Source organism: Bradyrhizobium sp. SZCCHNRI3052, from assembly GCF_032484895.1.
Taxonomy (GTDB): Bacteria; Pseudomonadota; Alphaproteobacteria; order Rhizobiales; family Xanthobacteraceae; genus Bradyrhizobium.
Genome location: NZ_JAUETW010000001.1, coordinates 396,648 through 410,804, shown reverse-complemented (window position 1 = coordinate 410,804; position 14,157 = coordinate 396,648). Strand labels below are relative to the sequence as shown.

Annotated in this window: 12 protein-coding genes and 1 pseudogene; 3 read left to right on the top strand and 10 right to left on the bottom strand. The window is 67.0% G+C overall.

What is annotated here, in order from left to right:
- Positions 1–17: 17 nt before the first annotated feature.
- The 4 genes from QW887_RS01910 to QW887_RS01895 form a co-directional block, all read right to left on the bottom strand.
- Positions 18–911 (bottom strand): VOC family protein, encoded by an 894-nt coding sequence (locus QW887_RS01910; RefSeq protein WP_316194112.1) that lies wholly within the window; start codon positions 909–911, stop codon positions 18–20.
- Positions 912–1,070: 159 nt separating this feature from the next.
- A complete protein-coding gene (locus tag QW887_RS01905; RefSeq protein WP_315712468.1) occupies positions 1,071–1,367 on the bottom strand; it encodes a hypothetical protein in 297 nt (98 codons plus the stop codon).
- Positions 1,368–1,390: 23 nt separating this feature from the next.
- Entirely contained in the window at positions 1,391–2,632 is a 1,242-nt protein-coding gene (locus tag QW887_RS01900; RefSeq protein WP_316194111.1) for a patatin-like phospholipase family protein, read from the bottom strand.
- Complete coding sequence (locus tag QW887_RS01895; protein ID WP_315712471.1) at positions 2,629–3,546, bottom strand: DUF3313 family protein; 918 nt, start codon at positions 3,544–3,546, stop codon at positions 2,629–2,631. The genes QW887_RS01900 and QW887_RS01895 overlap by 4 nt, the downstream gene beginning before the upstream one ends.
- 161 nt (positions 3,547–3,707) lie before the next feature.
- Here QW887_RS01895 and QW887_RS01890 point away from each other — a divergent pair, with 161 nt between their 5' ends.
- The 3 genes from QW887_RS01890 (at position 3,708) to QW887_RS01880 (ending at position 6,957) form a co-directional block, all read left to right on the top strand.
- On the top strand, positions 3,708–4,346 hold the full coding sequence (locus QW887_RS01890) for a TetR/AcrR family transcriptional regulator (RefSeq protein WP_316170396.1): 639 nt from the start codon (positions 3,708–3,710) through the stop codon (positions 4,344–4,346).
- Between the two features lie 100 nt (positions 4,347–4,446).
- Complete coding sequence (locus tag QW887_RS01885) at positions 4,447–5,586, top strand: hypothetical protein (RefSeq protein WP_316194110.1); 1,140 nt, start codon at positions 4,447–4,449, stop codon at positions 5,584–5,586.
- A gap of 144 nt (positions 5,587–5,730) precedes the next feature.
- Positions 5,731–6,957 carry an ABC transporter substrate-binding protein gene (locus QW887_RS01880; protein WP_315712474.1) on the top strand — a complete coding sequence of 409 codons (1,227 nt, stop codon included), beginning with the start codon at positions 5,731–5,733 and terminating at the stop codon, positions 6,955–6,957.
- A 99-nt stretch (positions 6,958–7,056) separates the two neighbouring features.
- Here the strand turns inward: QW887_RS01880 and QW887_RS01875 are convergent, their stop codons facing one another.
- The 6 genes and pseudogenes from QW887_RS01875 to QW887_RS01850 all read right to left on the bottom strand — a co-directional run bounded on the left by QW887_RS01875 (position 7,057) and on the right by QW887_RS01850 (position 14,149).
- Positions 7,057–8,277 (bottom strand): PLP-dependent aminotransferase family protein, encoded by a 1,221-nt coding sequence (locus QW887_RS01875; RefSeq protein WP_315749917.1) that lies wholly within the window; start codon positions 8,275–8,277, stop codon positions 7,057–7,059.
- Between the two features lie 136 nt (positions 8,278–8,413).
- Entirely contained in the window at positions 8,414–9,667 is a 1,254-nt protein-coding gene (locus tag QW887_RS01870) for a TCR/Tet family MFS transporter (RefSeq protein WP_315749915.1), read from the bottom strand.
- A 29-nt stretch (positions 9,668–9,696) separates the two neighbouring features.
- A complete protein-coding gene (der, locus tag QW887_RS01865; protein ID WP_316194109.1) occupies positions 9,697–11,067 on the bottom strand; it encodes a ribosome biogenesis GTPase Der in 1,371 nt (456 codons plus the stop codon).
- 82 nt (positions 11,068–11,149) lie between these two features.
- On the bottom strand, positions 11,150–11,680 hold the full coding sequence (locus tag QW887_RS01860; RefSeq protein ID WP_316173844.1) for a hypothetical protein: 531 nt from the start codon (positions 11,678–11,680) through the stop codon (positions 11,150–11,152).
- A 45-nt stretch (positions 11,681–11,725) separates the two neighbouring features.
- Positions 11,726–12,379, bottom strand: a complete 654-nt coding sequence (locus tag QW887_RS01855; RefSeq protein ID WP_316170392.1) for a tetratricopeptide repeat protein — start codon at positions 12,377–12,379, stop codon at positions 11,726–11,728.
- 177 nt (positions 12,380–12,556) lie between these two features.
- Positions 12,557–14,149 (bottom strand): annotated as a pseudogene (locus tag QW887_RS01850) (class I adenylate-forming enzyme family protein).
- Positions 14,150–14,157: the final 8 nt, after the last annotated feature.

Below are 14,157 nucleotides of genomic sequence, written 5' to 3'. Positions count from 1 at the left end.
CTCCATGGGCGGATGAATCAGGCTTCGGCGGTCAGCATCAGCGCGGTGCCGGCGGGATCGCGCAGCACGTACTGATCGCCCCGCACGATCACCTCGTCACAGCCGCGCAGCGCGGCGTCGAGGCGCGCGCGGGTGTCGAAGCGGATCGAGAAGCCGCGCAGCCGCGCCACGCGTGCGGGTGCTGGCGGCGCATCGATCCCCTGCCAGACGTTCAATGCGATACGGTGGGTGTAGGCGCCGCCGGCGCCGAGATCGGCAAACCCCAGCTGTGGCGCGAATGCGCCGGGCAGGAAGCCAAGCCGGGTGTAGAACGTGCGCGCAGCCTCGATGCGCGGGACGTGCAGATGCAGATGGCCGATCCGCGCGGCGTCGGCGAGCGGCGCCGACAGCGGCGGTCCTTTCGCCTGCGCCAGCTCATGGCGCACGTCGAGGGGGCTCCTGCCACTGCAGGGCCGGCCTTCGGCATCGAACACGGTGAAATCGGTCTCGAACGTGCCGTAGCCGCCGAACCGCTCCGGCGTCTCCAGCGTGAACTCGATGCCGAGCCCGTCAGGATCGTTGAGATAGATCGCCTTGGACATCACGTGATCGACCGGCGAGATCGGCGTGCGGCTGGCGATCAGCCGGCGCAGCATCCGCGAGAATTCCGCCTGGTCGGGCACATGGATGGCGATATGATAGAGGCCGGAGAAGCCGCGCAGCGCCGGGCGTTTCGCACCGGGATGCAGCACCACGAGCGTCTCGCCCGCCGTGCCGAGCTCGGCCGCGCCGTTGCGCTTGCGCAGGCGCAGACCTGCGGTCTCGCACCAGAAATCGATCGCGCGCTCGAGATGCGTGACCTCCAGATGCACCGGCCCGAAGGTCGCGATCTCGCCGGATGCGCCGGTTCGCGGCAAGGTCAGATGGTCCATGTGCGATCTCCGATTGGTCCGTCGTTGCGGCCGCGCCCGATGCGGCGGGGCCACGTTAGACGGCCGACGCGTCCTGATCGCCGGGCGCCCCGTTGAGGCTCGCATTCTCCGGGGTGAATGATCCGGGCCGGACAGCGCCGCTCCGCCCGCGGCCGGCGCCTATCTCGGTCCGGCAGGATCTGCCGCGGCGGGTTTGGCGGCTGCCGACTTGCCCGCAGCCGCCTTCGCCACAGCCGGCGCCTGGCGATCGCGCACCGCCATCAGCTCCTTACGCAGCTTCTCCTGCTGCTCGACCGACAACACCGGACGCTGGTCGTCATGCGGCACGTCGTTGACGGGGAGATAGTTGTAGGTGTTGTGGAACTGCGTGGTGGCGTCGGGCGGCGGCGTGGACGACGTCGCGCAGCCGCCGAGCAGCAATGGTATCAGCAGCGCGGCGCGCGCAGCGGAGCTCACGACAGACCTGCAGCTTCGCCAGATCATCGCGCGGCAGCCGCCATCGTGCGCGCCGGGATCTGCGCCGTGATGCCGTGCTCGTTGGCTTGCAGCCCAGGCAGGCTCTTCACCCAGGGATAGCCCCGCCGTCCCATGTCGTGGCCGCGATCGAACAGCGCGGTCATGTAGGTGCGGTCGAACGGACCGTCGGCCTTGGCCTGGAAATCGGCCGGCACGCTGGCGAGGTTGAAGTCGATGCCGTTGAACTTCGCCACCGAGTAGATGCGGTAGATGTCGCCGATGCCCTGGTTCTTGATCAGGGTCGACAGCGAGCGTTGCGTCACCGAGAGCACGTCGGCGCCGACGCTGTCCCATTGCGGATCGATGCGGGCGTTGCGGATGACGTAGAGATGCGCGCCGCTCACGCTCCGGCGCGGGCCGCGGCCGGAGACGAGGCGCAGCACCGACGGACCGATGAACACCTGCCGCGTCACGCCGCCGTCGACATGGAGCTCGTCGTAGTCCTTGTCGCCGATCCGCACCTTGATGCGAACCGGAGCGAAGGCGCCCGGCACGGTCGCGGACGCCAGCAGCACCTGGCGGAACAGCGCGATCGCCTCGGGCGTATCGGCGGCGGCGATGCGGCCCATGTCCCACAGCACCGGACGCTGCGCATCGAGATTGGTGGTGCCGACCAGAAGCACCCGGCCCTTGCTGCTCTCGCGCGCGACGTCGCGCAGGAACTCGCGATCGACATACTTCTCGATCAGCCGCGACAGCGGCGTGTTGTCGGCCAGCGCCGAGCCCTGCAGCAGGCCGGGAATGTTGACCGTGAAGATGTCCTTGCGCTCATAGGCGGTGAAGATCTCGCGCAGCTTGTCATCGTGCTCGCGGCCCAGGAAGACGAACGGCGCGATCAGCGCGCCCGAGCTGACGCCCGTCACCATGTCGAACGACGGCCGGTTGCCGGCCTCGCCCCAGCCGGCCAGCAGCCCGGCGCCGAACGCGCCGTTCTCGGCGCCACCGGAGATCGCGAGGAAATTCAGCGGACGCGAGATCGGGAGTTCGGCCGACGCGCGTGACATCGCGGCCTCGGCAAAGCGCGGCGCCGGCTCGTCACCCCAGTAGCGGACGTTGCGGAAGCCGACCGGGTCGGCGCTGACAGCCGCCGCCTCCGGCAACGCGTTGCGTGGCATGACGGCTGCGCACGCCGCCAGCAGCAGCGACGCGGCGCACGCGAGCAGGACACGCGGGACAAGCACGCGGAAGGAGGCGGCGGACTTCATCGCGACGCTTGCTGCTCCACGCTTGCGATCTCCGGCGACGGCTGCGGCGCGTCCGGCCTGGCTTCCTCGGCGCCCTTGTCGGTCCAGCCCGGCGGCAGACCCAGACCGGCACCGACGAAGCCCTTCAGGCCGGGGAAACGTCCGTACTGCTCACATGCGGCATATTTGGGAGCGGCGCCGAGCTTGGCCGGCACGCTCGACACCGAAGGCAGCGAGGCCAGCGACGGGACGCCTGAGAACGGCGACTCGCCGGTCGACACCAGCTTCGCGAAGTCGGCGCCGAACTCGGAAGCGAGGTCGTAGGCGTCGCCGTCATTGGCCATGCGGGCAGTCGAGACCGAGTTGGCGCCGCGCGCCCACACCATTGCGGCCTTCTGGAACCCTGCGAAGTCGCGCGCCTCGGCCTCGACGGACAGCGTGCCGAGCCCGACGGGCAGTCGGGGCACCGGCACCGGGACGCCCGGCAGCGCAACGCTCTTGGCGATGGACGCCGCCTGCGAGGCGGCCGAGGCGGTCGCGTTGGTCGCCGTGGCATGGGTGACGGTCGCCTTGACCGTCAGATCGGCCTCCTCGCGGGGGCCGACGATCTGGAATCGCTCGCTCAGCCGCAGGCACATTTCCCGGCTGATGACGTTGGCCACCAGCTTGCGCTCGCTCTCGTCGAGGGCGATGTCGGGACGCGGCGGAAACGCGGTCGGCTCGATCCGGATCGTCTTGGCCTCGAGCAGCTCTTTCTTGTTGGCCTTGATCTGCGCGCGCGTCACCAGGCCGTTGGCTTCGGCGAGATGATCGTAGTTCTTGAGCGAGCCCGCCCGCTCGAGCGGAGCGGTGGCGCAGCCGGCCGTTGCCAGCGCCAGGGAAACCAGGGTCATCGACTTCAGCGGAGCGAGACGCATCGAAACGGTCAGACCCATTGATAGACAACTCACTCTAATTAAGTCTCACAAGCCGTAGCGCTTGTCCAACGAAACTAGATCAAATTCTCTAGATTAGAGCGGCGAGAAATATTATTTTATATTACAAGCAGTTGGCGGAAACGACGAATGTGGCGAGAGTTGGCCCGGCAGGACACGCGATGAGAAAGGTCGATCCGGTCAAGCACGAGCAGAAGCGCCGGGAGATTCTCCAGGCCGCACTGTCGTGCTTCGTCAGGAACGGATTTCACGGCGCCAGCACCACCGACATCTGCGCCGCCGCCAAGATCAGCCCGGGGCACCTCTACCATTACTTCCCCAGCAAGGAGGCGATGATCCAGGCGCTGGTCGAGCAGAATCTGAGCCACGCGGCATCGCGCCTCCAGGCAATCCTGGCCTCGCCCGACGTGATCGACGCCCTGGTGCAGGAGCTCGAGAGCACCAGCATTCACCAGCCGCAGGCCCAGGTCCTCAGCGCCGAGGCTTTGGCTGAGGCCTGCCGCAATGCCGACTTTGCAGCCATCGTCCACGCCCATGCGCGCGCGATGCGGGCGCTGCTGGTCGACTTCCTGACCAAGGCACAGGGCCGCGGCGAGGTCGATCCCGGCCTCGATCCGGAGGCGACCGCGAACATCCTGTTCGTGATCGTCGACGGCGCACGCGCGCTGCCGATCCGCAATCCGAACGTCGACATCAAGCAGAGCAGTGAGCATCTGCGGCTCATGCTGACGCGCTTTCTGCGGCCGCCCACGTTGCGGACGCCGCCGAAAAAGGAAGCGGTGGAGCGGGCGCCGGTCTGAGCCTGCCGATCGGCGTCCCCCGCGCGATTGACACTCCGCCATGCCCGCGATTGACTGCGCTCATAAGCGGATGACCGCAGCACATATCGGGGAGGACGGCATGACGCGAGCACGATGCGGACGCGCGACAAGGCCTGCCCTGGTCATTCTGCTGTTCGCCGTTGCGGCCGGCAACGTCCTCTTCTCTCGCAGCACCAGCGCCGCAGCAGAGGTGCCCGCGTTCGCCGTCGAGCCGTCCTGGCCGAAGCAGCTCCCCAACAACTGGATCCTCGGCCAGGTCGGCGGCATCACGGTTGATCACCAGGGCCACATCTGGATCATTCACCGGCCGCGCTCGCTGACCGACGACGAGAAAGGCGCCACGCTCAATCCGCCGCGATCGAAATGCTGCATGCCGGCGCCGCCGGTGCTCGAATTCGATACCGACGGCAATCTCTTGCGCGCCTGGGGCGGCCCGGGCCCGGGCTATGAATGGGTCGGCCGCGAGCATGGCATCGAGGTCGACGAACGCGGCTTCGTCTGGATCGGCGGCAATGCCGACAATGACAACGCCATCCTGAAGTTCACGCTCGATGGCAAGTTCGTCGCTCAGATCGGAACGATGGCGCCGAGCAAGGGCTCCAACGACACCACCCAGCTCGGCAAGCCCGCGGAGACAGCGATCGACAAGGAGGCGAACGAGATCTACGTCGCCGACGGCTACGGCAACCGCCGCGTCATCGTGTTCGATGCCACCACCCTCGCCTACAAGCGGCATTGGGGCGCCTATGGCCATCTCCCTGACGATGCCAAGCAGCCGCCGTATGATCCCAAGGCACCGGTCGCCCAGCAGTTCGGCAATCCCGTGCACTGCGTGAAGATCGCCGACGATGGTCTCGTCTATGTCTGCGACCGCATCAACGACCGCATCCAGGTGTTCAGGAAGGACGGGACATTCGTGACCGAATGGTTCTTCGAAAAGAACACGCTCGGCAATGGCGCGGTGTGGGACATCGCGATCTGGCCGGATCCGAAGCAGACCTACCTGCTGTCTGCCGATGGCGAGAACAACGAGATCCGCATCATCAGGCGGCATGACGGCAGCGTGGTTGGCAGCTTCGGCCACAATGGCCGCAATGCCGGCCAATTCCATTGGGTGCACGCGATGGCTGTCGACCGGCAGGGCAACGTTTATACCGCCGAGGTCGACACCGGTAAGCGCATCCAGAAATTCCGGCTGACCTCGGACGCCCTGCGTTAACGCTCAAGCGAAACGCACAAACCTTGGGCGCGTCTCGCGCCTTTTGGCGCATTGCCGCAACTCACAAGACCGGCTATCCAGGGAGACCGACGGCAAAGGGCGCCCAAGAAGCCCCGCCGTGGCACGACACCAGGGAGGACTTTGATGACGACGTCTCATGCGCGGCGGATGGCTGCGCTGCTTGCCGCCACCACGCTCAGCTTTGCCGGCTCCGCCTTCGCCGACGACAAGGTCGTCAAGATCGGCGTGCTCAACGACATGTCCAGCCTCTACGCCGACATCGGCGGTCCCAACTCGGTCGCAGCCGTCAACATGGCGGTCGAGGATTCCGGCCTGAAGGCCAAGGGCTGGACCATCGAGGTCATCAGCGGCGACCACCAGAACAAGCCCGACGTCGGCGTCAATATCGGCCGGCAGTGGATCGACACGCAGAAGGTCGACGTGATCATGGACACGCCGAACTCGGGCGTGGCGCTGGCCGTCTCCAACCTGGTCAAGGAAAAGAACTCGATCCTGTTGAACTCCGGTGCCGCCACGGCGGACCTGACTGGCAAAGCGTGCAACGCAAACACCATCTCCTTCACCTACGACACCTACATGCTCGCGAACGGCACCGGCAAGGCGCTGACCAAGGCCGGCGGCGACACTTGGTTCTTCCTGACCGCCGACTATGCCTTCGGTCACGCACTCGAGCGCGACACCTCGGCCGTGGTGACCAGCAGCGGCGGCAAGGTGCTGGGCTCGGTGAAGCACCCGCTCAACACCGCCGACTTCTCGTCCTTCCTGCTGCAGGCGCAGTCGTCGAAGGCGAAGGTCATCGGGCTTGCCAATGCCGGCGGCGACACCACCAACTCGATCAAGCAGGCCTCGGAATTCGGCATCGTCCAGGGCGGCCAGAAGCTCGCCGCACTCCTGCTGTTCGTCAACGACGTGCATGCGCTGGGGCTGAAGGTGGCGCAGGGCCTGACCTTCACCGAGTCGTTCTACTGGGATCTGAACGACCAGACCCGCGAATGGTCCAAGCGTTTCCAGAAGCTGTCGCCGAAGGGCACGATGCCGTCGATGACGGTGGCGGGCAACTACGCCGGCACGCTGCATTACCTCAAGACGCTGGAAGCGCTCGGCGGCAATCCGCATGACGGCGCCAAGGTCGTGGCCAAGATGAAGGAGATCCCGACCGACGATCCGCTGTTCGGCAAGGGCCCGCTGCGCGCCGACGGACGCCGCCTGATCCCGGCCTATCTGTTCGAGGTCAAGAAGCCCGAAGAGTCCAAATACCCGTGGGACTACTACAAGCTGATCGCCAAGATCGCGCCTGAGGATGCCGCCAAGCCGCTCGAGGCCAGCGACTGTCCGCTGGTGAAGAAGTAAGCCGATAGCTCCGATGCGGGATGCGGTGGATTAGCATCGCGTCCCGCCAGTGCCGCTGCGCAGACGATGCGACATTCGCTGCGCAGAATCACGTCATCGTCAGCGCAGCAGGCTCGCGAGGCGGCCGATGCCTTCCTCGATCACGGCCTCCTCGGGCAGCGAATAAGACAGGCGGATCGTGTTGGTGCCGCTGCCGTCGTGGAAGAAAGCTGCCCCGGGAACGAACGCCACCTGGGCCTGATTCATGGCCCGGTCGAGCAAGGCGGCACCGGACACGCCGTCCGGCAAGGTGAGCCAGACGAAGAACCCGCCGTCGGGCCGCGTCCACCTCGCTTCTGACGGCATCTGTGCCTCGAGTGCCCTCAGCATCGCATCGCGCTTGAGCCGATAATGCGCGCGCGCCCGTGCAATCAGCCCGGCATGCCCTCCGTCTTTCACGAGCCTGTGCATCACGATCTGATTGATCGCTGACACGTTGAGGTCGCTCGCCTGCTTGATGAGGACGAGACGGCTGATGATGGCGCGCGAGGCACAAACCCAGCCGATGCGCAGGCCCGGCGCGACCGTCTTCGAGAACGTTCCGAGATGGATGACGCGGGAAGCATCGAGCGAGCCGCGGCGACGGACGTCCAACGACTGCAGCGACGGCATCTCGTCGCCGTCGAAACGCAAGGCAGAATAGGCGCTGTCCTCCAACACCGGCACGTCCAGCTCGCCGGCGAGATCCAGGACTTCGGCGCGCGCCGAACGCGACAGCGTCTCACCGGTCGGATTGGCAAAGTCCGGCACGACATAGACGAACTTCACGCGCGCCCCCGCAGCTTCTTTCGCGGCTTCGTCCGCGTAGGAGGCCGGGGTGCGGTTCGCAGCGCGTGGACCGATCGAATCGTAACGCGGCTCGTAGGCCGAAAAGGCCTGCAGCGCGCCAAGATAGGTGGGAACGGTGACGAGCGCCGTATCCGCGGGCGTGAGCAGCAGCTTGCCGAGAAAATCGAGCGCCTGTTGCGATCCCGCGGTGACGAGGATGTTGTCTGGCGAGGCCGCTATGCCCTGCGCGGTCATGTGCTCGGCGATCCACTGGCGAAGCGGACCGTAGCCCTCGCTGACGGCATATTGCAGAGCAGCGGAAGCCACGTTGGGCGATGCCAGCGCATCGGCATAGACCTGCGCCGCCGCTGCTGCAGGAAACAGCGCGGGATCGGGGATGCCGCCGGCGAACGAAATCATGCCGGGCCGCTCCAGCACCTTGAGCAGCTCGCGGATCTCCGATGCCTTCATGCGATCCGCGCGGCGCGCGTAGACGGGCTTCCAGCTCACCAATATTCCTCCCCTGATCCGGATATTTATGTCAGCATTATTGACCTATTTTGAAGTGTGTGCAATCCCCGTCCCGCGAGAGCGCGAGAGCTGCATCGGTGAGGTCAGCGGATGAGAACCTTCAGGCCGGCGCGCTAGTCTAGCTGTTCTTTGCCGAGGACAGCGTCCGCACCGCAATCAGGAGAGCGACGATCAGCAACGCCGACGCCAGCAGGAACGGCGCGCCGGGTAGATGCGCCGGCGCGGCCGCTCCGATGAAATAGGCAAAGGTCAGCGTGAACAGGAAGGGACCCGCGAGCTGGGCCACGCTCTGCACGCTCGACGTCGCGCCCTGTAGCTGGCCCTGCTTGTCCGGTGGGACGAGGCGGGTCATCAAAGCCTGCATGGCCGCGCCCGACACGCCCCATAGCGCCATCACGGGGATGCCGAGCCAGCTCAGCGGTCCCGTCGGCGCCACACCGAAAATGAAGAAGCCGACCATGCCCGCCGACAGGCCGAGCATCAACGCGCCGCGCTCGCCGAACAGGCGGACGATCAGCCCGACCGCGCCGCCCTGCACGATCATCGCGCAGACGCCGACCATCGCCAATGTGAGGCCGACGGTGCGGGTGTCCCAGCCGTAGCGGTAGGTCGCATACAGCACGAAGGTCGACGGCAGCACGACATGGGCAAGCTGGGTGATGAAGTTCACGGTCGACAGCCCCGCCAGGATGCGGTCCGATGCCAGCAACCGCAGCGCACCGAGCGGGTTCGCCGTCCGCCACCGGAATGGACTGCGCCGTTCCGGCTTCAGCGACTCCGGCAGCACCAGGAAGCCATAGAGCGCGTTGGCGAAGCTGAGCCCCGCAGCCGCCCAGAACGGCAGCCGCGGATCGATGTCACCCAACAGTCCGCCGGTGGCGGGACCGAGCACGAACCCCGCACCGAACGCTGCGCCGATGCGGCCGAAGATCGCGGCCCGCCGATCCGGCGGCGTCAGATCGGCGATGTAGGCAAAGGCGGTGGAGATGCTGGCCGAGGTGACGCCGGAGACCAGGCGCCCAACGAACAGCCAGGCGAGCGACGGCGCCAGCGCCATCAGCACGTAGTCGGCGGCGAGGCCGAAGTTCGACAGCAGGATCACCGGCCGTCGGCCGAAGCGATCGGACAGGCTGCCGAGCACCGGCGAGAACACGAACTGCATCAGCGCCCAGGCGGTGCCGAACAGGCCGAAGATGCGGGCCGCCTGCGCGGTGTCGTTGCCGACGAAGCTCTCGATCAGCTTCGGCAGGATCGGCATGATCAGCCCGAGCGCGAGCATGTCGAGCAGGATGGTGACGAAGATGAAGGCGACCGCGCCGCGGCGCGGGGCCGGCGCACTTTCGGTCGCGACGCTCGGCGGACTTGCTTCCATGGCCGGACCGCTTCCGCTACCGCAACTGATCAGTTCGGCCGCTTGCGCTTGTGCGCGAACGGATTGGCCTTCTCGCGCAGAGTGATGCGCACCGGCGTGCCGGGCAGCTCGAAGGTCTCGCGCATCGAGTTGGTGAGATAGCGCAAGTAGGATTGCGGGATCGCGTCGGCGCGCGAGCAGAACAGCACGAAACTCGGCGGACGCGCCTTGGTTTGGGTGATGTAGTTCAGCTTGAGCCGGCGGCCCGACACCGCCGGCGGCGGATTGTCGGCGATCGCCCCCTCGAACCAGCGGTTCAGCGCCGCCGTCGGCACGCGCCGGTTCCAGACCGCGTAGGCTTCGACGATCGCCTGCATCAGCCGGTCGATGCCCTCGCCCATCAGGCCCGACACCGCCACGATCGGCGCGCCCGCGACCTGCGGCAGCCAGTGGTCGGCATCGCGGCGGAGCATCGAGATCTGGCCGGGGTTGCCGTCCATCAGGTCCCATTTGTTGACGGCGATGACCAGGGCACGCCCCTCGCGCTCGATCAGGTCGGCGATGCGCAGATCCTGCTCCTCGAAGCGGTTCTGCGCATCCATCATCAGCACGACCACCTCGGCGAAGCGCACCGCGCGCAGCGCGTCCGCCACCGACAGCTTCTCCAGCTTCTCCTCGATGCGCGAGCGCCGGCGCAGACCTGCGGTGTCGAAGATGCGGAAGCCGCGGCCCTTCCACTCGATTTCGACCGCGATCGAATCGCGCGTCGTCCCGGCCTCGGGACTCGTGAGCAGCCGCTCCTCGCCGAGCAGATGGTTGATCAGGGTCGACTTGCCGGCGTTGGGACGGCCGACGATCGCGACCCGGATCGGCCTGTTGGCGCGCTCCTCGTCGGTCTCCTCGTGCTCGTCCTCCTCATCGTCCGTGGGCGGCACGAGCTTGCTGACGGCGTCATAGAGCTCGCCCATGCCCTCGCCGTGCTCGGCCGAGATCTGGATGGGATCACCGAGGCCGAGCGCGTAAGATTCCATGGCGCCGAGCTCGCCATGCTTGCCCTCGCTCTTGTTGGCGAGCAACAGCACCGGCTTGTCGGCGCGGCGGGCGACATCGGCGAAGGCGCGGTCGGCGGGCGTCAGGCCGATGCGCGCATCGATGACGAAGAACAGCGCGTCGGCGAGCGCGATCGCGGTTTCCGTCTGCTCCTGCATGCGCGCGGTCAGCGAGCCCTTGGGGCCCTCGTCGAGTCCTGCGGTGTCGATGATCGTGAAGTTGAGATCGAACAGCTTCGCTTCGCCCTCGCGGCGGTCGCGCGTGACGCCCGGCACGTCGTCGACGAGCGCCAGCTTCTGCCCAACCAGACGGTTGAACAGGGTCGACTTGCCGACGTTGGGCCGGCCGATGATGGCGATGGTGAAGGGCATGATGATCCGTGCGCGTGAGCGCGCAGCTTTAGCGCATTCGGCCGCAAAACCGAACGGGCGATCCGCCGATTCGCAGGTGAGATTAACGGCTGAACGAGCCGCTCGGCATCGGCGCCGGGAAGCCGCCGCCGGATCGCTGGGCCGCCGGCTGCTGCGCCGGGGCAGCATCATCCGGCGGTGGTGCCGTGGTGCGGCGGCGCACGATCTTCTTGGGCTTCGGTGCCGGCGGAACGGCGGCAGCGCCCTCCTCGACCGCGGCAGCCTCGCCATCCTGCGGATCGGCCGTCGTCGGGTTGTTCACGGCCGCCTGCCGCCGGCCCTTTTTACCCTTGGGCTCCTCCACCGGAGGCGCCGGCGGCGTAGCCGCCTGAGCGCCTGGGTCGGTCACCGGCTGCTGCTGGGCACCCTTGTAGAGTTCCTTCGGCACGCCCTGCTCGAGACCCGGCACGCCCTCCGGGAACACCGGCTTGCGGTCACCCGGCAGCTTCTTCTTGGTGTCCAGGAAGTCGAGCATGTCCGAGGGGTCGAAACTTCCCCCGCTCGCGCAGCCGCCCAGCACGCCGGAAAGCGCAACGAGGACCGTGAGGGCAATGACACGTTGGGGGCGGCGCATGATCGTCGTTCCAATCAACTCGGTTCGCCGTCGCGAGGTTCGCGATCAGCTCTTGGCGACTGCAGGCAATAGAGCCTGCAGCGCTTCGGCGCGCGAGCGCAGGCCCGGCGGGGTCTCACCATCCAGCGCAATCATGTCGAGCCATTGACGGGCCGCCGCGGCATCATTGGCCTTCCACGCCGACAGCGCCAGCAATTCGCGGGCGGCGTGGCGGAACGGCGCGCCAGGCGCCGTTTCGCCTTCGAGGCGCTGCTTGAGGTCGGCGTAAGGCGCCGTATCGGCCAGCAGGCCTGCCGCGCGCAGCCGCGCCATCGACTGCGGCTCGGTCCCGATGCTGCGGTCGGCAGCAAGCTCGTCGTAGATCTTCACGGCAGCCGCCTTGTCGCGCATGGCGGCCTCGGCAGCCTGGTGGAAGCGGGCCAGCATGCGGTATCCCGATGGGGCCCTGGCCGCGACATCGGCAAAGGCCTTCTCCGCATCGGCATGCTTGTTCTGCTCGGAGAGTTCGAGGGCCTTGTTGAAGGCTGAGCCCGCCTCGGCCGCCTTCTGGCCTTCGAGATACTGGTAGCCGCGCCAGCCGCCGACGCCGGCGATGATCAGCACGGCAAGGGCGATGATAAAGATCGAATAGCGGTCCCACAGCTTCTTGAGCTGTTCCCGACGGACCTCCTCGTCTACTTCATCAATAAATTCAGACACCTAAGGACATCCCGTCAGGTTCGCTGCGAGCGCGCGCGCATGCGTTTGAAGTGCCGCGCGAGCGGCCCGTTGCCCGCGCGCCGGCGCCGATACCGCATCGGCATGGCGGTGGCAAGGCGAGTCCAGCCGAATCAAGGCGTTACTCCCCGGTTCTGCCACAGGGTCCGAACGCGGCTATCACGCCGTCAAGGCTTCGCGCAACTGCCGTTTCATCACCTTGCCGTTGGCGTTGCGCGGCAGGGGGTCCGCGGTCACGGTCAGGGTTTCCGGAACCTTGTAATCCGAGACCCGCTCGGCACACCAGCTGCGCAGCGCTTCGGCGCTCATCGGCTCGCGGGTCACGACCACCGCGTGCACGCGCTCGCCGAGCACCGGACATGGCCGGGCGATGATCGCGCTCTCGACCACCGCCGGGTGGCTCGCCAGCACCGATTCGACCTCGGCCGAGTAGATCTTCAGTCCGCCGCGGTTGATCATGTCCTTCTGCCGGTCGAACACCCGGACGAAATTGTCGGCATCGACGGAGCCGAGGTCGCCGGAATGCCTATAGCCGGCGGTGAAGCTCTCGCCGGTGGCCTTGGGATTGTTCCATTAGCCCTTGATGACCTGGCCGCCGCCGATCCAGATCTCGCCGATCTCACCGCGCGGCAGCTCCCGCCCCTGCCCGTCCATCACCAGGATGCTGGCGCCCGGACACGGCAGCCCGACGCTGTCGATATGGCGCGCGGTCAGGCCCGCGGGCATCAACGTCGCCGGCGAGGTGGTCTCAGTCGAGCCATAGGCGTTGACCAGCCGCAGACCCGGGATCTTGGCGGCCAGCCGCTCGATGGTGGCGACCGGCATCGGCGCGCCGCCGAAGCCGCCGATCCGCCAGCATGAGAGATCATGACTGTCGAAGTCGCGCTGCAACAGGCAGAGATTGTACATCGCGGGGACCATGACCGTGTAGGTCACGCGCTCGCGCGCGGCGAGCTTCAGATATTCGCCGGCCTTGAACTCCGGCATGATGATCAAGGTGCCGGCGCAGCGCGCCATGCTGGTGATGTTGGCGACGACGCCGGTGACATGGCCGAGCGGCACGGCGGCGATCGAGCGGTCGGCCCGCGTCAGCCCCAGGCAGGTCTCGTAGATCATCGAGGAGTGGATGATGTTGCAATGGGCGAGCATCGCGCCTTTCGGCCGGCCGGTGGTTCCGGAGGTGTAGAGGATCATCGCGGTGTCCTCTTCGGCCACCTCGACGTGATTTTCGTGCGCGGCATGATCGGCCAGCGCTGCAAAATCGGACCGCGCCGGACGATCGTCGACGGCAATGCGCCCGGCCAGTTCCGGCGTTTCCGCAGCGGCCGGCAACCGGTCCGCCAACGCAGCCTCGTGCAGCAGCAGCCGGGCGCCGCAATCCTTCAGCACATAGGCGATTTCCGGCGTCTGCTGCCGCGTCGACAGCAGCACCGTGATCAGTCCGAGCTTCGCGGCAGCGAACAACGTGAGCACGAATTCGATGCGGTTGCCGAGCAGCAGCGCCAGCCGGTCGCCCTTGCGCAGGCCCCTCGCCTGCAGCCCGCCGGCGATCCGCGCGGCGGTCGCGGCGACCTCGCGCCACGACAGCCGCACAGCCCCGCAGACCAGCGCCTCGCCGTCGCCGTTGCGCTCCACCGCTTCTTCGACCATGGCCCAGATGTTCGCGGGCCGCTCCGTGAACAACGGAACTACGCGATCGCCGAAACGGGCTTCGCGCCGCATCGGCGGCGTTACATAGGTCGACCAGTCCATGGAGTTTC

Bases quoted from the DNA above. Each gene is read 5' to 3' on its own strand.
- QW887_RS01910 (WP_316194112.1), bottom strand. From the start codon at position 911: ATGGACCATCTGACCTTGCCGCGAACCGGCGCATCCGGCGAGATCGCG.
- QW887_RS01900 (WP_316194111.1), bottom strand. From the start codon at position 2,632: ATGAAGTCCGCCGCCTCCTTCCGCGTGCTTGTCCCGCGTGTCCTGCTC.
- QW887_RS01895 (WP_315712471.1), bottom strand. From the start codon at position 3,546: ATGGGTCTGACCGTTTCGATGCGTCTCGCTCCGCTGAAGTCGATGACC.
- QW887_RS01890 (WP_316170396.1), top strand. From the start codon at position 3,708: ATGAGAAAGGTCGATCCGGTCAAGCACGAGCAGAAGCGCCGGGAGATT.
- QW887_RS01885 (WP_316194110.1), top strand. From the start codon at position 4,447: ATGACGCGAGCACGATGCGGACGCGCGACAAGGCCTGCCCTGGTCATT.
- QW887_RS01880 (WP_315712474.1), top strand. From the start codon at position 5,731: ATGACGACGTCTCATGCGCGGCGGATGGCTGCGCTGCTTGCCGCCACC.
- QW887_RS01870 (WP_315749915.1), bottom strand. From the start codon at position 9,667: ATGGAAGCAAGTCCGCCGAGCGTCGCGACCGAAAGTGCGCCGGCCCCG.
- der (WP_316194109.1), bottom strand. From the start codon at position 11,067: ATGCCCTTCACCATCGCCATCATCGGCCGGCCCAACGTCGGCAAGTCG.
- QW887_RS01860 (WP_316173844.1), bottom strand. From the start codon at position 11,680: ATGCGCCGCCCCCAACGTGTCATTGCCCTCACGGTCCTCGTTGCGCTT.